General features: G+C 71.2%; 17 protein-coding genes and 1 tRNA gene. 10 read left to right on the top strand and 8 right to left on the bottom strand.

Annotation, left to right across the window (positions count from 1 at the left end; all coding sequences use genetic code 11):
• Nucleotides 1–6 precede the first annotated feature (6 nt).
• The 6 genes from alr (at nucleotide 7) to pheA (ending at nucleotide 6,656) form a co-directional block, all read left to right on the top strand.
• Nucleotides 7–1,215: an alanine racemase gene (alr, locus tag DA085_RS15320; protein ID WP_109473852.1), complete on the top strand. Its 1,209-nt coding sequence runs from the start codon at nucleotides 7–9 to the stop codon at nucleotides 1,213–1,215.
• Complete coding sequence (locus tag DA085_RS15315) at nucleotides 1,212–2,396, top strand: alpha/beta fold hydrolase (RefSeq protein WP_109473851.1); 1,185 nt, start codon at nucleotides 1,212–1,214, stop codon at nucleotides 2,394–2,396. The genes alr and DA085_RS15315 overlap by 4 nt, the downstream gene beginning before the upstream one ends.
• Nucleotides 2,393–2,911 (top strand): tRNA (adenosine(37)-N6)-threonylcarbamoyltransferase complex ATPase subunit type 1 TsaE, encoded by a 519-nt coding sequence (gene tsaE / locus DA085_RS15310; protein WP_109473850.1) that lies wholly within the window; start codon nucleotides 2,393–2,395, stop codon nucleotides 2,909–2,911. The genes DA085_RS15315 and tsaE overlap by 4 nt, the downstream gene beginning before the upstream one ends.
• A 254-nt stretch (nucleotides 2,912–3,165) precedes the next feature.
• Complete coding sequence (locus DA085_RS15305) at nucleotides 3,166–4,752, top strand: sugar transferase (RefSeq protein ID WP_109473849.1); 1,587 nt, start codon at nucleotides 3,166–3,168, stop codon at nucleotides 4,750–4,752.
• Nucleotides 4,753–4,776: 24 nt separating this feature from the next.
• Complete coding sequence (locus DA085_RS15300; protein ID WP_109473848.1) at nucleotides 4,777–5,742, top strand: zinc-binding dehydrogenase; 966 nt, start codon at nucleotides 4,777–4,779, stop codon at nucleotides 5,740–5,742.
• On the top strand, nucleotides 5,739–6,656 hold the full coding sequence (gene pheA / locus DA085_RS15295; protein ID WP_202619265.1) for a prephenate dehydratase: 918 nt from the start codon (nucleotides 5,739–5,741) through the stop codon (nucleotides 6,654–6,656). Before DA085_RS15300 ends, pheA begins: the two co-directional genes overlap by 4 nt.
• On the opposite strand, the gene DA085_RS15290 is transcribed toward pheA, so the two are convergent.
• The 7 genes from DA085_RS15290 to DA085_RS21375 all read right to left on the bottom strand — a co-directional run bounded on the left by DA085_RS15290 (nucleotide 6,646) and on the right by DA085_RS21375 (nucleotide 14,883).
• Entirely contained in the window at nucleotides 6,646–7,332 is a 687-nt protein-coding gene (locus DA085_RS15290) for a GDSL-type esterase/lipase family protein (RefSeq protein WP_109473847.1), read from the bottom strand. The two genes, pheA and DA085_RS15290, sit on opposite strands and share 11 nt — an antisense overlap.
• Nucleotides 7,319–7,498: a DUF6104 family protein gene (locus DA085_RS15285; protein WP_109473846.1), complete on the bottom strand. Its 180-nt coding sequence runs from the start codon at nucleotides 7,496–7,498 to the stop codon at nucleotides 7,319–7,321. Before DA085_RS15285 ends, DA085_RS15290 begins: the two co-directional genes overlap by 14 nt.
• Before the next feature lie 9 nt (nucleotides 7,499–7,507).
• Nucleotides 7,508–8,557 carry a GNAT family N-acetyltransferase gene (locus tag DA085_RS15280; RefSeq protein WP_109473902.1) on the bottom strand — a complete coding sequence of 350 codons (1,050 nt, stop codon included), beginning with the start codon at nucleotides 8,555–8,557 and terminating at the stop codon, nucleotides 7,508–7,510.
• Between the two features lie 185 nt (nucleotides 8,558–8,742).
• Nucleotides 8,743–12,555, bottom strand: coding sequence for a multifunctional oxoglutarate decarboxylase/oxoglutarate dehydrogenase thiamine pyrophosphate-binding subunit/dihydrolipoyllysine-residue succinyltransferase subunit (locus tag DA085_RS15275; protein WP_109473845.1), 3,813 nt, complete (start codon nucleotides 12,553–12,555; stop codon nucleotides 8,743–8,745).
• Nucleotides 12,556–12,683: 128 nt separating this feature from the next.
• Entirely contained in the window at nucleotides 12,684–13,523 is an 840-nt protein-coding gene (locus DA085_RS15270; protein ID WP_109473844.1) for an ABC transporter permease subunit, read from the bottom strand.
• Nucleotides 13,520–14,569, bottom strand: coding sequence for an ABC transporter ATP-binding protein (locus tag DA085_RS15265; RefSeq protein ID WP_109473843.1), 1,050 nt, complete (start codon nucleotides 14,567–14,569; stop codon nucleotides 13,520–13,522). The genes DA085_RS15270 and DA085_RS15265 overlap by 4 nt, the downstream gene beginning before the upstream one ends.
• A 158-nt stretch (nucleotides 14,570–14,727) precedes the next feature.
• Nucleotides 14,728–14,883, bottom strand: coding sequence for a DUF6131 family protein (locus tag DA085_RS21375; RefSeq protein ID WP_202619264.1), 156 nt, complete (start codon nucleotides 14,881–14,883; stop codon nucleotides 14,728–14,730).
• Between the two features lie 200 nt (nucleotides 14,884–15,083).
• Here DA085_RS21375 and DA085_RS15260 point away from each other — a divergent pair, with 200 nt between their 5' ends.
• Nucleotides 15,084–15,542: a MerR family transcriptional regulator gene (locus DA085_RS15260; RefSeq protein WP_109473842.1), complete on the top strand. Its 459-nt coding sequence runs from the start codon at nucleotides 15,084–15,086 to the stop codon at nucleotides 15,540–15,542.
• A 153-nt stretch (nucleotides 15,543–15,695) separates the two neighbouring features.
• Complete coding sequence (locus DA085_RS15255; RefSeq protein ID WP_109473841.1) at nucleotides 15,696–16,736, top strand: NAD(P)-dependent alcohol dehydrogenase; 1,041 nt, start codon at nucleotides 15,696–15,698, stop codon at nucleotides 16,734–16,736.
• 95 nt (nucleotides 16,737–16,831) lie between these two features.
• Here the strand turns inward: DA085_RS15255 and DA085_RS15250 are convergent.
• Nucleotides 16,832–16,903, bottom strand: a tRNA-Arg gene (locus DA085_RS15250).
• Nucleotides 16,904–17,044: 141 nt separating this feature from the next.
• Here DA085_RS15250 and DA085_RS15245 point away from each other — a divergent pair.
• Nucleotides 17,045–18,688 (top strand): arginine--tRNA ligase, encoded by a 1,644-nt coding sequence (locus DA085_RS15245; RefSeq protein WP_109473840.1) that lies wholly within the window; start codon nucleotides 17,045–17,047, stop codon nucleotides 18,686–18,688.
• On the top strand, nucleotides 18,685–19,695 hold the full coding sequence (locus tag DA085_RS15240; protein WP_161958517.1) for a homoserine dehydrogenase: 1,011 nt from the start codon (nucleotides 18,685–18,687) through the stop codon (nucleotides 19,693–19,695). Before DA085_RS15245 ends, DA085_RS15240 begins: the two co-directional genes overlap by 4 nt.
• Nucleotides 19,696–19,745: the final 50 nt, after the last annotated feature.

Genomic DNA, 19,745 nt, shown 5'->3' with positions numbered 1-19,745 from the left:
CGCACGATGACGGCAACGACCCACGACCCGACCGGCGCGCCGGTGCCGTTCCCCGCCCGGATCGAGGTGGACCTCGCGGCGATCGCGGCCAACGTCGGCGTGCTGCGCGAGCGCGCCGGCGCGGCCGGTGTCATGGCGGTCGTCAAGGCCGACGCCTACGGGCACGGACTCGTCCCCTCGGCGCAGGCGGCCCTCGCCGGTGGTGCGTCCTGGCTGGGCGTCGCGCAGCTGCCCGAGGCGATAGCCCTGCGCGCTGCTGGCGTCACGGCGCCGGTGCTCGCGTGGCTGCACGCCCCCGGGGCGGGGTTCGAGCAGGCGATCCGCGCCGACATCGACCTCGGGCTGTCCGCCCCCTGGATGCTCGAGGAGGTGGCCGCCGCCGCCCGTCGGGCCGGGCGCACCGCGCGGGTGCACCTGAAGGTCGACACCGGCCTGGGCCGCAACGGCGCCTACCTGTTCGCCACGGGCGCGGCAGCCTCCGACTGGTCGACGCTGGTCGAGCGCGCCAGACAGCTGGAGGCGGAGGATGCCGTCCGGGTCGCCGGGCTGTTCAGCCACCTCGCCTGCGCCGACGTTCCCGAGCACCCCACGGTGCGGGCACAGCAGGAGGCGTTCCGCGAGGCCGTCTCGGTCGCCGAGCGGGCCGGGCTGCGGCCCGAGGTGCGCCACCTGTCGAACTCGGCGGCCACCCTGACCGCGCCGGAGGCCGCCTGGGACCTGGTGCGGCCGGGACTGGCCGTCTACGGACTGTCCCCGGCACCGGAGGTCGGGAGCTCGGCGGACTTCGGGCTGGTGCCGGCGATGACGGCCATCGCCTCCGCCTCGGTGATCAAGCGCGTCCGGGCAGGTCAGGGCGTGAGCTACGGCCACACCTACACGACCGCGCGCGAGACCACCCTCGTCGACGTGCCGGTCGGCTACGGCGACGGGGTGCCACGCCACGCGTCGGGTGTCGCCGAGGTCCTGGTCGCCGGTGAGCGGCGGCCGATCGCGGGCCGGGTGTGCATGGACCAGTTCGTCGTCGACGTGGGTGACCTGCCCGTGGCGGCGGGCGACGACATCATCCTGTTCGGCCCCGGCAGCCGCGGCGAACCGACCGCCCAGGACTGGGCGGAGGCCGTCGGCACCATCAACTACGAGATCGTCACGCGCTTCGGACCCCGGATCCCGCGGGAGTATGTCGCAGCACGGGCGGGCGGACAGGAGACCCGGTGAGTCAGTCCCGCACGAACGCCCTGCTCGGGGTGGGCGCCGGCGTCGCAGCGGCCGGGCTCGCCGCGGTCGGTGCCGTCGCCGTCGACCGGCTCTGGCGAGACCGCCGCCACGCGATGACCCTGGGCACGGACGAGGACTTCACGGTGGTCCCAACCGAGACCCGCGTGGTCGTGGCCGACGACGGCGTGCCCCTGCACGTCGAGATCGACGTCCCCGAGGGCTGGGACGAGACCCGCCCGACCGTGGTCCTGTGCCACGGCTTCACTCTCGACCTGCGCTGCTGGGTCTACCAGCGCCGCGCTCTCACGGCAGCCGGCTACCGCGTGGTCACGTGGGACCTGCGCGGGCACGGCAGCTCCGGGGAGGGGGCGAGCGAGTCCTACTCCATCGAGCAGCTCGGCACCGACCTGCAGCAGGTGATCGCCGAGGTCGTGCCGAGCGGGGACCTGGTCCTCGCGGGCCACTCGATGGGCGGAATGACGATCATGGCCCTGGCGGAGGCGGACCCCGGTCTGATCCGCGAGCGCGTGCTGGCCGTCGCACTGGTCAGCACCAGCGCAGGGGGCCTGCACCGCATCACCTGGGGCCTGGGATCGTTGCTGGGCGGAGCGGTCACCCGCTACGGCCCCAGGGCCCTGAAGGGACTGTCGTCGCACCAGGAGCTCATCGACGCCGTGCTGCGCGGGGGACGGGAGCTGCAGGAGTTCTTCGTGGCTCGGGGGTCGTTCGGATCACCCGTCCCGCTGGCAGTCGTCCGGCTCACCGCGGACATGATCTTCGGCACGCCCCTGTCCGTGATGTCGGCCTTCAGCCACACCCTGGACGACCACGACAAGCGGGAGGCGCTCGAGCACCTGGCGGACCGGGAGGTGCTGGTCCTCAACGGTGACCGCGACGCGCTCACCTCGGCCGTGCACAGCACGGAGATCGTCGCCGCGATCCCCGGGGCGGAGCACGTCTTCGTCAAGGATGCCGGTCACATCATCATGCTCGAGCACCCCGACCTGCTGAACCGTGAGCTGCTCGACCTGATCGCCCGGGGGGAACGGGCACCAGGACACCAGACGGCAGGTGAGGGGGCCGCGCGGCCGGGTGCACGGCATACGGTCACCAACCTCAGCAAGCGGCGGCGGGACCTGCGGACCCGGCCGGCCCGGGTCCGGTCCCGGCAGCGCACATGAGGGGAGACGCCGTGCTCACGGCTCTGCTGGCGGGGGAGGCCCGCGAGCTGGCGACTGCGGAGGAGACCCACGCCCTGGGCGTGGCGCTCGGTCGCGTCCTGCGTGCCGGCGACCTGGTGCTGCTGACCGGTGACCTCGCGGCCGGCAAGACCACGCTCACCCGGGGCATCGGGGAGGGGTTGGCTGTGCGCGGCCCCATCACGTCCCCCACCTTCGTGATCGCCCGGGTGCACCCCAGCCTCGTGTCCGGGCCGGACCTGGTGCACGTCGACGCCTACCGCCTGGGTGGGCTGGCCGAGCTGGACGACCTCGACCTGGACGCCGATCTCGGGGCGGTCGTCACGGTCGTGGAGTGGGGGCACGGGCTCGCGGAGACGCTGGCGGACGACCGCCTGGAGGTCCTGCTCTCCCGGAAGGACGTCGGGGACCCGGAGGATCTGGAGGGTCCTCAGCCCCGGGTAGTCCGGGTGAGCGGGCACGGTGCGCGCTGGGCCGGCGTGACGTCCGCTGGCTGACCCGCTGACCCGGAACCCGTCGACGCGCAGTATCCTCCGGCTCAGTCTCGCCTAGGTAAGGTGTAGGTCAAGAAATAGTCAAGATTAAGTCAAGATGCTCACGACTGCGTGAGAAACGCCCGTGAACCGCGCTGACCTGCACATTTGACGAAATTCTGCCGTTGGGGTAGCGCATCAGGCGGTAAACAACTAGCCTACCAATGGTCATGAATCGGTAAAGATACCGGTTCTGTCGTCAAGCAAACGGGGTGTTTATGACGGCACAACAGGACACCGAGGTCCGGAGCGCTGCGCTCCATCGGTCGACGACGATCGACAGCGCACAGGCCGTCCCGGTCCGATCCACTCCGCTCTTCGTGGTGCCCGAGACCCTGGCCGACCTGGCCGCCCCCCGGGTCCGGCGGACCACCGGCCAGACCCGAGCGCGGCACTACCTCACCGGCTACCTGCGCTGGCTGCGGTTCTCCGACGTGGTCGTCATCCTGGTGGCGCTGACCATCACGACGCTCGGCAGGTTCGGCTTCACCGGGGCGGGCCTGACCTCCTCGACGACCCAAGATGTCGCCTACTGGCAGATCGGCCTCGGCCTCGCGGTGGCGTGGGTCGTCATGCTGCAGCTCCAGTCCGCCTACGACGGCCGGTTCAGCGGACACGGCGTGCAGGAGTACCGCAACGTCTTCCAGTCATCGCTCTGGCTCTTCGCGGCCGTCGCGATACTCGCCTTCGCGCTGAAGCAGGACGTGGCCCGGGGCTACGTCCTGCTTGCTTTTCCCCTCGGGACGCTCCTGCTCCTGGGATCGCGCTGGGCGTCCCGTCGGTGGCTCGTGCGGCAGCGGCGGGCGGGGCTGCTCTCCGACCGCGTGCTGCTCGTCGGGGACCAGGAGCAGGTGACCGACCTGGTGGTCGCGCTGCGACGCGCGCCGGACGCGGGCTACAACGTGCTCGGCGCCTGCGTCGACGACGCGGACGCCGACTTCGTCGCCGGCGTGCCGGTCGTGGGCTCGGAGAGCGACGTCCTGGTCCGTGGCGTCGAGCTGGAGGTCGACGTGATCGCCGTGTCGTCGTCCGCGGGGCTCGGGTCCTCCGGGCTGCGCCGCCTCGGCTGGGCACTCGAGGGGACGGACATCGACCTGGTCGTCGCGCCCGGCATCATGGACGTCGCCGGGCCGCGGGTGCTGACCCGACCCGTGCAGGGACTGCCGCTCATCCACGTCGAGGCACCCTGCTTCTCCGGCCCGAACCTGGTCGCCAAGAACGTCATCGACCGGGTCGGGGCGGCCCTGATCCTGCTCGTCCTGCTGCCGGTCTTCCTCGTCGTCGCGCTCCTGATCGTCCTCGACGACCGGGGTCCGGTCTTCTTCCGTCAGGAGCGGGTCGGCCGCGACGGTGAGACCTTCCGGATGCTGAAGTTCCGCACGATGAGCACCGACGCAGAGACGGTGCTCCCGCAGCTGATGGCGGCCAACGAGGCCGCAGGCCCGCTGTTCAAGCTCAAGGACGACCCACGGGTCACCGGCGTCGGCCGGGTGCTGCGCCGCTACAGCCTGGACGAGTTCCCGCAGCTGATCAACGTCATGCGCGGTGAGATGAGCCTGGTCGGGCCGCGCCCGCCGCTGCCCCGCGAGGTCGCGGCCTACGAGTCGGACACCCGTCGTCGACTGCTGGTCAAGCCCGGGATGACCGGCATGTGGCAGATCAGCGGACGGAGCAACCTCTCGTGGGACGAGTCCGTGCGACTGGACCTCTACTACGTCGAGAACTGGAACCCCCTCCTGGACCTGATGATCATGTGGCGCACGTTCCGGGTCGTGGTGCGTCCGGACGGCGCCGGGGCGTACTGACGGCCGGGGCGATAGCCTGTCGGCGTGCTTGCTGCCTACGCCGCTGACCTCAGTCCGGACGACCCCCTGGCGGGTCTGGTCGTGGGCGAGCGCCCGGAGCCGGAGGTGCCCGACGGATGGGTGCGTGTCGACGTCCGTGCCGCCGCCCTCAACCACCATGACGTCTGGTCCCTCAAGGGGGTGGGCCTGGGGCGGGACAAGCTCCCGATGATCCTCGGTTGCGATGCCGCGGGGGTCGACCAGGACGGCAACGAGGTGCTCGTGCACGCCGTCATCTCCTCACCCGGCTGGACGGGTGAACAGACCCTCGATCCGCGTCGCTCCCTGCTCTCCGAGCGCTATCAGGGCACGCTCGCCGAACAGGTCGTCGTCCCGGCCGGCAACCTGGTGCCCAAGCCAGCCGGGCTCTCCTTCGAGGAGGCCGCGTGCCTGCCCACCGCCTTCCTGACGGCCTACAAGATGCTCTGCGTCAACGGCGGCCCGCCCGGGTCGACGGTCCTGGTCCAGGGCGTGGGCGGCGGCGTGGCCACCGCGGCGATCGCGATCGGCGCGGCGACCGGCTACCGCGTCTGGGTGACGAGCCGTGACGAGGGCCGCAGGCAGCGGGCCCTGGAGCTCGGCGCGGACGCGGCCTTCGCGCCCGGTGAGCGCCTGCCCGAGAGGGTGGACGTGGTTCTGGAGACCGTCGGCGCGGCGACGTGGTCGCACTCCATGGCCAGCCTCAGGCCGGGAGGCACCGTCGTGATCGCCGGGGCGACCTCGGGCGATGCCCCTTCACGGGCGGAGCTGACACGCATCTTCTTCCACCAGCTCCGGGTCCAGGGCTCCACGATGGGCAACCTCGAGCAGCTCCGCCAGGTCGTGCGCCTCGTCGAACAGACCGGGCTCAGGCCGGTGATCGACCGGGTGATCCCGCTCGCGGACGCTGCCAGCGGGATCGGTGCCCTCCACCGTGGCGAGGTCTTCGGCAAGGTCGTGCTCACGCCGTGACCGCGGGACAGGTGGGCTACCTCGGCCCGGCGGGAACGTTCACCGAGGCGGCGCTGCGCCGGCTCGACCCGGCGGCCGCGGAGACCGCCTGGGCCGCACCGAGCGTCCCGGCGGCCCTGGAGGCCCTGCGCGCGGGCCGCATCGAGGCGGCCCTGGTGCCCTTCGAGAACTCCGTCGAGGGGTCGGTCTCGGCCACCCTCGACGAGCTGATCCGCGGGGAACCCCTGGTGATCACCGGTGAGGTGCACGTGGAGGTCCAGTTCGCGCTGATGGCGCGCCCCGGCACCGAGCTGTCCGCCGTGCGCCGGGTGGCCACCCACCCGGTGGCCCAGGCGCAGACGCGTGAGTGGCTCGCCGCCCAGCTGCCGGAGGCGGAGGTCATCCCCGAGTCCTCCACGGCGCGGGCCGCCGTGCTGGTGGCCGCCGAGGTCTATGACGCGGCCGTCGCGGCCCCGCTCGCGGCGGAGCGCCACGGGCTGGACATCCTGGTCAACGGCATCGCCGACCGCCAGGGTGCGGTCACCCGGTTCATCCGCCTCGGGCGTCCCGGACAGGTGCCCGAGCCGACCGGTGCGGACGTGACGACGGTCGTGGCCTACCTGCGACACAACCATGCCGGCGCGCTGCTGGACCTGCTCAACCAGTTCGCGATGCGGGGCGTGGACCTGGTCCGCCTCGAGTCCCGTCCGACGGGTGAGGCGCTGGGGCAGTACTGCTTCGCCATCGAGGCGCTCGGTCACGTCCGTGAGCCCCGGGTGGCCGAGGCCCTCAGCGGGTTGCGCCGCATCTGTGCCGACGTGCGCTTCCTCGGGTCCTACCCGCGGGCCGACGGTGCGCCCACCCGGGTGCCGGAGGTGGCGACCGCCGAGGCCTACGAGCAGTCGCGGGCGTGGCTGGACGGGCTCAGCCGTTGACCTTGAGCCACTCGTGCCAGCCGGCGTGCAGCACCAGCCAGGCGATCAGCCCGTAGCCCGCCTGGCCCGGGTGCACGCCGTCGCCGGCCGCCAGGTCAGACTGCCACTGGTCGTGGTTGCGCAGGGGATGGAAACAGTCGACGTAGGGGACCGCGCGCCGTGAGCACACGTCGGCCTGGGCGTCTGCCAGGACCTCCAGCCGCTGGTTGACCTCGGCGTCCAGGGTGGGGGTCGGACCCACGACGAAGGTGCCGATGCCGGTGGTCGTGGCCTCGTCCAGGATGTTGGCCAGGTTGAGGCGTGAGCGGGCGGTCGTGATGCCCGCGGCGATGTCGATGGAGCCGACGCCGACCACCAGGCGCCGCTCGGACCGGCCGGTCCAGCGGGGCGCGCACTCGGTGCGCCAGCGCGCCATGACCTCCGCGCTCGACTCGTCGCGCACCCCCAGGTTGTAGGCCGTCAGGTCGGCGTCCTGGACGGGGCTGCGGCCCACGACCCGGCTGACCCAGCCCAGGGCCTTGGGGTCGCCGTAGCCGGCGACGAAGCCGTCGCCCACGAAGCAGAGCCCGATGTCGCGGGGACCGTCAGCGACGTGGAAGTCGGCGCTGGGGTTGAACTCCACGACGGACTCGTCGTCGGCGGGTGTCACTGGGGGTCCTCCATCAGTCGTCGTCATCGTCCTCCAACCGGGCCAGCCACGTGGCGAGCCGGTCGACGGCTGCCTCGAACTCCGGGTGCGTATCCACAAAGGTGCGCAGCTGCTCGGAGAGCCACTCGAGGGTGACCTCCTCCTCGCCACGTCGCGTGGCCAGCTCCTCGATGCCGCGGTCGGTGAAGTACACAGCCGCAGACTAACCCGCCGAGGCGGGTACATCCTTGTGCCACGACTCTGTCACGTACACCGTCTCCCAACCCAACGAGGTGTACAGACCGTCGGCCCGGGTGGGGGACTGGGCGTCGACCTCCAGGCCCACCCGGTTGCGGCCGCGGGCGGCGGCGTCCGCGATCACCGTCCACAGGAGCGCCTTGGCGACGCCGCGCCCCCGTGCGCTGGAGTGGACGCCGATGTACTCCACGTAGGAACCGTCCGGCACCGGGTTGCCCTCCTCGTCGAGGCGCCCGGTGACCGTGGTGCCGACCAGGGCCCCGGCCGGCTGGCCGTCGACCTCGGCCAGCCACCAGTGGTCCCAGCGGTGCCCCGGGTCGGCGCGCAGGCGCGTCAGGAACTCCTCGAACGTCTCGCGGTAGTTGTTGAAGTGGTCGGCGAAGGACTCCTCGAGAATCGCGTGCACGGCCCGCAGGTCCTCCTCCTCGGGGAGACCGACCGCGTCGTCGCGACGGACCCGCCGCACCTCCACGCCCTCGCGCGGCCGGGGGTGCTCCGTGGCCTCCTGCGGGCGCACCGGGCGCTCCATCTGCCACCACGTGCGGACGAGGCGGAACCCGGCGGCCTTCAGCCAGCGGTCCTGGCGCTCGTCGTCCTCGAAGGCACCGGAGTCCATCTGGGTGGCGGCCAGTCCACGGTCGCGGGCGATGTCCGCGGAGATGCGCTCGGCCAGCGCGAAGGCGTAGGCGGCGACCGGCTCGGCGAGGTCGGGCGCCAGGTCCGGGTCGACGGTCACGCCGACCAGCACCCGGCCCGCGGCACGGTCGTGGCAGCTCACCCAGGCCCGGGCGGTGCCCTCGGCGTCCCGGACCAGCCAGTGGGTGCGCATGGCAGCGCCCCGGCCCGTCACGTCCGCGGCGACCTGCTCACTGTCCGCGCCCGGCCAGCCGCGGGCCTGCTTCTCGTGCCGCCGGAGCAGCCGGACCAGGTCCTCGACGTCGTCCCCGGTCGGTTCGTGCGCCGTCCAGCCGGTCGGAAGGGCGGCGACAGAGGGGGCGAGGTCGGGTGCGCTCATGACCAGCATTCTCTCAGGAAGGGACCGTTCCTCCGGCAGGGTGTGTCGGCACGGCAACCGGTATGCCGGGTGGCGACCTGGGTGCGCACGTGCGGCTGGGGCGGGGCACGGGAACGGCCCGGACGCAGCGCGTCCGGGCCGTCCAGGCTCGGTCCGAGGGTCGGCCGGCGGACCGGCCGACCTGCTCAGCGGTCGAAGGCCGTCTTGATGAGCGAGGCCTGCTCGATCGCGTGCACCTTGCTCGAACCCGTGGCCGGCGAGGCAGAGGCCGGACGGGAGACGACCCGCAGGGGCCGCTCCTCGCCGTGCTGCGCCATGGCCTCCGGCAGGTTGAGGGCCATGAACGGCCAGGCACCCTGGTTCTTGGGCTCGTTCTGCACCCAGACCAGCTCGGCGTTCGGGAACTGCTTGACCTGCTCGGCGACCTCGCGGCCGGGCACGGGGTAGAGCTGCTCGACGCGGATGATCGCGGTGCGGTCGTCCTCGCGCTTGGTGCGCTCCTCCTCCAGCTCGTAGGTCAGCTTGCTGCTGACCAGCATCACCCGGTCGACCTTCGCCGGGTCGAGCTCGACGCGGTCCGGCAGGACCGGGCGGAAGGTGCCCGTCGTGAAGTCCTCCGGGCTGCTGGCTGCCGCCTTGAGCCGCAGCATCGCCTTGGGGGTGAAGACGATCAGCGGCTTGCGCGGGCGCTGGAAGGCCTGCTTGCGCAGCAGGTGGAAGTAGGACGCGGGCGTGGACGGGTAGGCCACGGTCATGTTGTCCTCGGCGCAGAGCTGCAGGTAGCGCTCGATCCGGGCCGAGGAGTGGTCCGGGCCCTGGCCCTCGTAACCGTGCGGCAGGAGCAGGACGACCGAGGAGTACTGGTTCCACTTCTGCTCGGAGGAGGAGATGAACTCGTCCACGATGGTCTGGGCGCCGTTCGCGAAGTCACCGAACTGGGCCTCCCACATGACCAGCGCATCCGGGCGCTCGACGGAGTAGCCGTACTCGAAGCCCATCGCGGCGTACTCGCTGAGCAGCGAGTCGTAGATCCACAGCTTGGCCTGGTCCTCGGACAGGTGCAGCAGCGGGTTCCACTCGTTGGCGTTGGTCTTGTCGGTGAGGACCGCGTGGCGCTGGACGAACGTCCCGCGCCGGGTGTCCTGACCGGAGAAGCGCACCGGAGTGCCCTCGACCAGCAGCGAGCCGATCGCCAGCAGCTCACCCATCGCCCAGTCGATGCCGCCCTCGCGGGTCATCTGCTGGCGGCGCTCCATGAGCTGGGCCAGCTTGGGGTGGATGGTGAAGCCCTCGGGCGGGTTGGCGAACGCATCGCCGATGGCCTCCACGACCTCCTTGGAGATCCGGGTCTGGTGTGCCTTGATCGGGGCCCGCTCGTCCTCGTCCTGGGAGCGGGGCCGGTCCAGCTGCCCGCTGGTGCCGTCCTCGCCCTTGAGGGCCGCCTTGGTGTCGGTGAACACCTGCTCGAGCTGGCGCTGGTAGTCGCGCAGCGCCGTCTCGGCGTCGTCGATGGTGATGTCGCCGCGACCGACGAGGGACTCGGTGTAGAGCTTGCGCACGGAGCGCTTGTTCTCGATCAGGTCGTACATGAGCGGCTGGGTCATCGAGGGGTCATCACCCTCGTTGTGGCCCCGCCGGCGGTAGCAGACCAGGTCGATGACGACGTCCTTGTTGAACCGCTGACGGTACTCGTAGGCCAGCTCGGCGACGCGGACGCAGGCCTCCGGGTCGTCGCCGTTCACGTGGAACACCGGTGCCTGGACCATGCGGGCGACGTCGCTGCAGTAGACCGAGGAGCGGGACTGCTCCGGGCTGGTGGTGAACCCGACCTGGTTGTTGATCACCACGTGGATCGTGCCGCCCGTGCGGTAGCCGCGCAGCTGGGACAGGTTCAGCGTCTCGGCGACCACGCCCTGCCCGGCGAACGCCGCGTCACCGTGCAGCAGCACCGGCAGCACCGTGAAGGACTCTCCGGCCAGGTCGAGACGGTCCTGCTTGGCGCGGACGATGCCCTCGAGCACCGGGTTGACGGCCTCCAGGTGCGAGGGGTTCGCCGCGAGGTAGACCTGGGTGGTCCGGCCGTCCTCGGTGATGAACTCGCCCTCGGTGCCGAGGTGGTACTTCACGTCACCGGAGCCCTGCACGGAGCCGGGGTCCTGCTTGCCCTCGAACTCGCGGAAGATCTGCCCGTAGGACTTGCCCGCCAGGTTGGCGAGCACATTGAGCCGGCCGCGGTGCGGCATACCGATGCAGACCTCGTCCATGCCGTCGTTGGCGGACTCGGTGAGGATCCGGTCCAGCAGCGCGATGACGGACTCGCCACCCTCGAGGCTGAACCGCTTCTGACCCACGAACTTGGTCTGCAGGAAGGTCTCGAACGCCTCCGCAGCGTTGAGTCGGCGCAGGATCCGCAGCTGCTCGTCGGCGGAGACCTTCTCGTAGGGGACCTCCACGCGCTGCTGGATCCACTGGCGCTGCTCGGGGTCCTGGATGTGCATGTACTCGATGCCGACCGTGCGGCAGTAGGAGTCGCGCAGGATGCCCAGGATCTTGCGGAGGGTGAGCCGCGCCGAGCCGCCGAAGCCACCGGTGGGGAAGCTGCGCTCCAGGTCCCACAGCGTCAGGCCGTGGTTGGTGATGTCCAGGTCGTAGTGCCGGCGCTGGCGGTACTCCAGCGGGTCGGTGTCGGCCATCAGGTGACCGCGCACCCGGTAGGCCCGGATGAGCTCCTGGACGCGGGTGGCCTTCGAGACGTCGTCGTCGTGGCTGGCGGTGATGTCGGGAGCCCAGCGGACCGGCTCGTAGGGGATCCGCAGGCCGGTGAAGATCTCGTCGTAGAACCCGTCGGCCCCCAGCAGGAGCTGGTGCAGCACCCGCAGGAACTCGCCGGACTGGGCGCCCTGGATGATCCGGTGGTCGTAGGTCGAGGTGAGCGTCAGCACCTTGCTGACCGCCGCCCGCGCGATCGCCTCGGGGCTGGAGCCCTGCCACTCGGCCGGGTAGTCCAGGGTTCCGACACCGATGATCGTGCCCTGGCCCGGCATCAGGCGCGGCACCGAGGAGACGGTGCCGATCCCGCCGGGGTTGGTCAGCGAGATCGTGGTGCCCTGGAAGTCCTCGATGCCCAGCTTGCCGTCGCGGGCCTTGCGGACCAGGTCCTCGTAGGCGCCCCAGAAGTTGGCGAAGTCCATCTCCTCGGCGCTCTTGATGTTGGGCACCAGGAGCTGCCGGGTCCCGTCGGACTTGGGCACGTCGATGGCCAGTCCGAAGTTGACGTGCGCGGGCTCGATGAGGTGCGGCTTGCCGTCCTCCTCGGTGTAGCTGTTGTTCATCTCCGGCATCGCCTGGAGCGCCTTGACCATGGCGTAGCCGATGAGGTGGGTGAAGGACACCTTGCCGCCCCGGCTGCGGGCCAGGTGGTTGTTGATCACGATGCGGTTGTCGATGAGCAGCTTGGCCGGGATGGCCCGCAGGCTGGTGGCCGTGGGCACGGTCAGGCTCTGCTCCATGTTGACGACCGTCCGGGCCGTCGCACCGCGCAGCTTGGTCACCTGGGACTCGGACTGCGGCTTGGTCGACCGGCGGGCCGGCGCGTCGCGCGGCGTCGGGGCGCTGCCGTTCGTCTCTGCCTTCGGCTCCGACGGCTTCTCTGGCGTGGCCGGCTCCGGCGGCGTGGCCGCGGGGGCCTGCTCCGACGGCTTGGCCGCGGGCTTGCGCTCCACCTGCGTGGTGCCCGCCGCTGGGGTTGCCGCGGCCGGGGCGGCCGGGGCCGCGGCGTTCGTGGAGGCCCGCTGCTCGCCGACCGGGCCGTCGGCGACCTTCTCCCTGGTCATCGACTCGGTGGGCGCGCCGCCGTCCTGTCCGGCAAAGAACTCACGCCAGGCGACGTCGACGGACGCCGGGTCCGCAAGATAGCGCTCGCGCATGTCCTCCACGAGCCACTCGTTGGCCCCGAAGTCTGCCAGGGGGTTGTCGCTGCTGGGGGACTGGTTCGCCACGGCGTGCGCGCCTCTTTCTCACAGGTAGTTGGCCGAACTGGTGCCCGGCAAGCCTATCCTTGATCAGCCTCTTTGCGCGCAGCAGCCCCCGCGGGTCCGATGACGGCTCACGCAGGTCGTCGGAAAGGTCAGACGATGTCCCGGCGGCGGGTCAGCCACAGCCCGATCAGGGTCATGATCGCGGCATACACCAGCAGGGTCAGGGCCCCGGTCCACCACGTGAGCTGCTCCCCGGCAGCACCCATCATCTCGGCGACGGCGTCATCCACCCCCGAGAAGAGGGACAGGGTCGCTGTCGCCGCCTGGCTCGGGAAGAACTTCGCGAAGGCCTCGCCCCCGTCGACGAAGGTGAGGCCGAAGGCGATGAGGGGCTCCACGATGAGGGTGAAGGCGATGCCGAGGAACAGGGCCGCCACCTGGTTGGTCAGCAGCACACCCAGACCCAGGCCGATCAGACCCCACACGACCAGGATGAGGAGCATCAGGGCGAAGGTCTGCAGCAGGCCGGCCGTGTCCGGGATGACCGACATCCCCGCGGTCGTCAGCAGGATCCCGCCGCCGAGGACGGCGCCGGCGATGTGCGCGACCGCGTTGACGACGATGATGACGAGCAGGCCGATGACCTTGGCGAACACCACCTGGTGCCTGCGCGGACCGGCGAGGAACGTGCCCGAGACGGTCTTGTGCCGGAACTCCTGCCCCATGCTCAGCACTCCGATGACCAGGGCCAGCATGTAGGCGAACTGGATGCCGCCGGCGTAGATCATCCGGGCGGCAGTGAGCTCGGGCAGGACGTCGGCGAGCTTGATCATGGTGTCGCCCGAGCCGGCGGGGAGCTCGCCGTAGAGCGTGAAGCCTCCCGTGAAGGCCGCGAAGACGGCGCCGATGAGGAACATGGACAGTGCCATGCCCCACCACATCCGGGTGGAGAAGTACTTGCGCAGCTCGGAACGGACGAGATGGCTCATCGGTCGGTCTCCTCCGGTCCGGTGCGGTCAGGGGTCGCGGCGACCGGCGGTGGCCCGACCGGCGGCTCGGGTGGCGGTTCCGCGGCCCCGGTGTCCAGGTTGCGGTTGCGGTTCTCCGGTGACTCGGTCAGCTGGAAGTACAGGCGCTCCAGGTCGGTGCGCAGCACCCGCAGCTCGTGGACCGGCACGCCGGCGGCGAGGGCGAGATCACCGACCTGGGCGAGGTCGCCGGTGACGACCCGGACCGCTCCGGGGCCCTGCGCCGGCTCGTCCCCCGCCTCGAGTCCTGCGCCCCGCAGGGCGCCGATCAGCGCACGGGAGCCGCTGGTGCGGACCAGGGTGGTGGCCTCCCCGTGCAGCTCGTCGATGGTGCCCTGCCGCACCAGCTGTCCGTTGGCGATGATGACGACGTCGTCGACCGTCTGCTCCACCTCGCTCAGCAGGTGCGAGGAGATGAGGATGGTCTTGCCCTGGCTGGCTAGGTGCCGCAGGAAGCCGCGCAGCCAGCGGATGCCCTCGGGGTCGAGGCCGTTGGAGGGCTCGTCGAGGATCAGGACGTGCGGATCACCCAGGAGGGCCGCCGCCAGACCGAGCCGCTGGCGCATGCCCATCGAGTAGCCGCCGGCCTTCTTGCGGGCAGCCGCCGGGATGCCGACCAGCGCGAGCAGCTCGTCGACGCGGCTGTCCGGTATGCCGTGGGTCGCGGCCAGCACCCGGAGGTGGTCGCGGCCGCTGCGGCCGGGATGGAAGTTGGTGGCCTCGAGTGCGGCGCCGACCGTCTGGAGCGGGCGGTCCAGCTGTGCGTAGGTCACCCCGTCGATCAGCCCGGTCCCGGCAGAGGGACGGACCAGGCCCAGCAGCATACGCAGGGTCGTGGTCTTGCCGGCGCCGTTGGGACCGAGGAAACCGGTGATCCGGCCGGGCGAGACCTCGAACGACAGGTTGTCCACGGCCACGAAGTCGCCGAACTTCTTGCTGAGGTCCTGGACGACGATCGCGGCCTCGGACGGACCGACGGCGCGCTGCGCGGCTGCGGGCACGGACATGCCTCATCCCCTTTGCGTGATGAACGGGCCCCCGTGACCCGTCGGGATACAGCCCACCATGATCGGCACGCCGGGCGCATCCCCATTGTGGGGGAGATTCTGCGCGGAGAGGGCAGCTCCTCGTCGGTCACCGGGTGGAGAAGGGCGGCTTGTGGCGCCTACCAGTAGTGGCGTCGGCCTCCCACGGCGCGGCCCACGGAGCCAAGGATCCACAGGACGGCGCCGACGACGACGAGGATGATCCCGATCGTCCAGAGGATGGAGATGTCCAGAACTGCGCCGAGGATCAGCAGGATGATGCCCAGGATGATCACGAGGGTGCCCCTTTCCGTGCGGTGTCGAGCAACCGTCGCTAGCCACGCTAGCCCTGGGAGTGCATACCTGCAGGTCGCACGGCCCCCTATGCCATCAGGGCACGGGTGCCGCTGACCCGGGGCCGGACCGGGCGCCGCTGCGACCGTGGCCCGAGCCGTCCCGTTGACTTCAAGTGCTCGAAGTTCCTAGCGTCAGTGGAGTGAGCGCAACCACCAGGCACACCTACACCATCAAGGAGGCAGCCGCGCTGACCGGACTGCCGGCCAGCACGCTGCGCTACTACGAGACGATCGGCGTCATCGGTCCCGTCAGGCGCGGCGAGAGCAGCGGCCACCGGGTCTATGACGAGAACGACCTGGACCAACTGATGTGGGTGGCGTGCCTGGCCGCCACCGGGATGTCCGTGGCCGACATGCGCACGCACGTGGCCAACGGGCAGTTGGGTGCCGCTGCCGCCCAGGAGCAGATCCAGCTGCTGGCGCAGCAGGAGCGCCGCCTGGCCCGGGAGGCGGAGCGCATCGCGCTGCGGCACCGCTACGTGCGCCTGAAGATCGACTACTGGCAGGCGGCCGGAGCGGGCGACACGGTGCGCGCCCAGGAGCTGTCGGACGAGGCCGCGACATTGGCGGCCGAGCTCACCCGCACCGAGAAGCCGTAGACCGGACCACCGCGGATCCCAGGTCGTCCACCGACCGGGAGCTCTGCGCCCACAGCGGCACCCGTGCACCGTGACGGTGCGCCATACCCCGATGGTGTCCGCTGACCTGGCTCCACCCGTCCCTGCACTACCCGACCAACGAAGGAAACCACCATGCGTGTCAACGCCTACGCCGCACCCGCCGCCGACCAGCCCCTGGTCCTCACCACCGTCGACCGCCGTGAGGTCGGACCCCGCGACGTCCTCATCCAGATCCAGTACGCCGGCATCTGCCATTCCGACATCCACACCGTCAACGGTGACTGGGGCCCCCAACCCTTCCCCGTCGTCCCCGGCCACGAGATCGTCGGCGTCGTGCAGGAGGTCGGGCGGGACGTCGTCCGCCATCAGGTCGGTGACCGTGTCGGTGTCGGGTGCATGGTGAACTCCTGCCGCGAGTGCACCAACTGCCGTAACGGGGACGAGCAGTACTGCACGGAGGGCATGGTGCCGACCTACGCGGGCCCCGATCGCGACGGCACCACGACGCAGGGCGGGTACTCCACCCACGTCGTCGTGGACGCCGACTTCGTGCTCTCCGTGCCCGAGGGCATCGACCCCGCCTCGGCCGCGCCCCTGCTCTGCGCCGGGATCACCACCTACGCGCCGCTGCGTCGCTGGGGCGCCGGGCCCGGTAGGAAGATCGCCGTCGTCGGCCTTGGGGGCCTCGGCCACATGGCGGTGCAGATCGCCCGTGCCCTAGGCGCCGAGGTCACCGTCCTGTCGCAGTCGCTGAAGAAGCAGGAGGACGGACTGCGCCTCGGTGCCGAGCACTACCACGCCACGAGTGACCCGGGCACGTTCGACCAGCTCGCCGGCACCTTCGACCTCGTCCTCAACACCGTCAGCGCCCGTATCGACCTCGACGTCTACCTCGGCCTGCTCGCCGTCGACGGCACGCTGGTCAACGTCGGCGCACCCGCCGACCCCCTGGACCTGCACGTGATGTCCCTGATCGGGGGCCGCCGCTCCTTCGCCGGCTCCATGATCGGCGGCATCGCCCTGACGCAGGAGATGCTCGACTTCTGTGCCGAGCACCGCCTCGGCGCCGAGGTCGAGGTCATCCCCGCTGACCGGATCAACGAGGCCTACGAGCGTGTCCTGGCCTCCGACGTCCGCTACCGCTTCGTCATCGACACCAGCACCCTGGGCTGACCCCCCACGACGGTGCCCGTCCACTGAAACCACGGACGGCCGAACCCACGGGTATTGGGTTCGGCCGTCCGTGATGTCGTGAGACATCACAGTTGCGCCCCCGGCAGGATTCGAACCTGCGCTCCCGCCTCCGGAGGGCGGTGCTCTATCCCCTGAGCTACGGGGGCAACAGCGTCACAGATTACCAGCCTCACGGGGGTGCTCCGGCACGCAGCGCGGTCGGGCCCCGCGTCGGTCTCGGACAGGGAGTGGCGAGTGACGGCATACGGCGTCGTCGACCGCTCCGGGACGCAACTAGACTCGACGGGGTGACCCCAGAGCAACTCGCCGAAGCCATCACCGCAGCCCTCGACCAGGCCGTCACCGCCGGTGACTTCACCGTCGAGGTTCCCCGCGAGGTGCGTGTCGAGCGACCCCGGGGGCGCGACCACGGTGACTGGTCGACCAACATCGCCCTCCAGCTCGCCAAGCAGGCCGGCGTCCCCCCGCGCGACCTGGCCAGCAGCCTCGCCGCACGGCTCGGCGCGGTCGAGGGCATCGCTGCGGTGGACGTGGCCGGCCCCGGGTTCCTCAACATCACCCTGGACGCCGCGAGCGCCGGTGAGCTGGCCCGGAGCATCGTCGGCGCAGGGGAGTCCTACGGCACCAACCAGACCCTGGCCGGGCACGTGATCAACCTCGAGTTCGTCTCGGCCAACCCGACCGGCCCCCTGCACATCGGCCACACCCGCTGGGCGGCCCTGGGCGACGCGATCCACCGGCTGCTGACCGCCTCCGGCGCCGAGGTCACCGCGGAGCACTACACGAACGACGCCGGCAACCAGATGGACCTGTTCGGCGCCTCGATCATGGCGCGGGCCACGGGCCAGGAGGTGCCCGAGGGCGGCTATCCCGGCGAGTATGTCGACCAGCTCGCCAAGGGCGTGCTCGCCGAGCGTCCCGACCTGCTGGAGCTCCCGGAGGAGGAGCAGGTCGAGGTGGCGCGGGAGGTGGGCTACCGCCTCCAGCTCGCGCAGATGCAGGAGACGCTGGACACCTTCAACGTGCACTTCGACGTCTGGTTCTCCGAGCGGAGCCTGCACGAGGGTGCCGTCGAGCAGGCTGTGGAGCGGCTCCGTGAGCAGGGGCACGTGTATGACCAGGACGGCGCCGTCTGGCTGCGCACCACCGACTTCGGTGACGACCGCGACCGGGTGCTGATCCGGGCCAACGGCGTGCCGACCTACTTCGCCTCCGACGCCGCCTACTACCTGAACAAGAAGGACCGCGGCTTCCCGGAGAAGATCTACCTGCTCGGCGCCGACCACCACGGCTACATCGGCCGCCTCAAGGCCATCGCCGCGGGAGCCGGGGACGACCCTGAGGTCAACATCGAGGTCCTCATCGGTCAGCTGATCACCATCGCCGGAGCGCGCATGGGCAAGCGCCGCGGCAACGCGATCTACCTCACGGACCTGCTGGAGTGGATCGGGTCCGACCCGCTGCGCTACTCCCTGGCGCGCTACCCCGCCGACTCGCCGCTGGACCTGGACGGCGAGGAGCTACGCAGGCGGAGCAACGACAACCCGGTCTTCTACGTGCAGTACGCCCACGCGCGCACCTGCAACGTGGCCCGCCTGGCCGGCGAGGACGGTGTCTCCCGGGACGACGGGTTCGACCCCGCCCTGCTGACGCACGAGACCGAGGCGACGCTCCTGGCCGCGCTCGGTGACTTCCCGCGCGTGGTGGCCCAGGCGGCCACCCTGCGGGAGCCGCACCGCGTCGCCCGTTACCTGGAGTCGTTGGCCGGCTCCTTCCACAAGTGGTACGACGAGTGCCGCGTCCGCCCCGTGGACGAGCACGAGGAGATCACCGACCTGCACCGGACCCGGTTGTGGCTCAACGACGCGACCCGCCAGGTGCTGGCCAACGGTCTGGGCCTGCTCGGCGTCAACGCCCCGGAGAGGATGTGACCGCCGTGGACACGCCTCCGGTGCGGGTCGCCCTGCTCGGTGCGGGCACGGTCGGTGCCGCGGTCGCCCGCCGGCTCGGCGACCGGGCCGACCTGCTGGCCCGCCGCGTCGGCGCACCCCTGGAGCTGGTCGGCGTCGCGGTCCGAGACCTGACCCGGCCGCGCGACCTCCCCGGCGTGGCCGCCGACCTGCTCACCGACGACCCGGACCCCCTGGTCGCCGGGGCGGACATCGTGGTGGAGGTGATGGGCGGCATCCAGCCCGCCCGCGGCCTCATCGAGCGGGCGCTCGCAGCGGGTGCCGACGTGGTCACGGCCAACAAGCAGCTGCTCGCGCAGCACGGCACCGAGCTCGAGGCGCTCGCCGACCGGGAGGGGCGGGGCCTGGCCTACGAGGCCGCGGTCGTCGCGGCGGTGCCCGTCATGCGGACCGTGCGCGAGGCCCTGGCCGGCGACGAGATCCGCTCCATCCACGGCATCGTCAACGGCTCGACCAACTACATCCTCGACATGGTCGCCCGGCTGGGGGTGCCCTTCCAGGAGGCCGTGCGCCAGGCGGGGGACCTGGGCTACCTCGAGGCCGACCCGACGGAGGACCTCGAGGGGCTGGACGCCGCCGCCAAGATCGTGTTGCTCGCGCGCGCCGCCTGGGGCGTGGAGGTCGGGCTCGCGGACGTGCAGCGCCAGGGCATCTCGGGTCTGAGGGACACCGACTTCGAGGACGCCAGGGGCACCGGTCAGGTGATCAGGTTGATCGCCTCGGCCTGGTGCTCGGGCTCGGCGTCCGAGCCGCGGGTGGAGGTTGCGGTGCGGCCCACGCCGGTGGCGGCCGACCACCCTTTCGGGATGACCCGGGAGGGGACCAACATGGTGATCATCGAGGCCGAGTCGGCCGGGACCCTCCGGCTCACCGGCGCCGGTGCCGGCGGGGACGAGACCGCCTCGGCGGTGCTGGGAGACCTCGTCAACCTGGCTCGCGCCCGCGTGGTGGCGCGCCGACGGGCCTAGACGACAGGACAGCGCACCGGTCACGACGGGCGGTGCGGCACAGCAGGAGC

The sequence above is a fragment of the Ornithinimicrobium cavernae genome, assembly GCF_003121625.1.
Classification (GTDB): Bacteria; Actinomycetota; Actinomycetes; order Actinomycetales; family Dermatophilaceae; genus Ornithinicoccus; species Ornithinicoccus cavernae.
The sequence above is the reverse complement of the archived record's forward strand: the minus strand, read 5'-3'. Positions and strand labels throughout refer to the sequence as shown.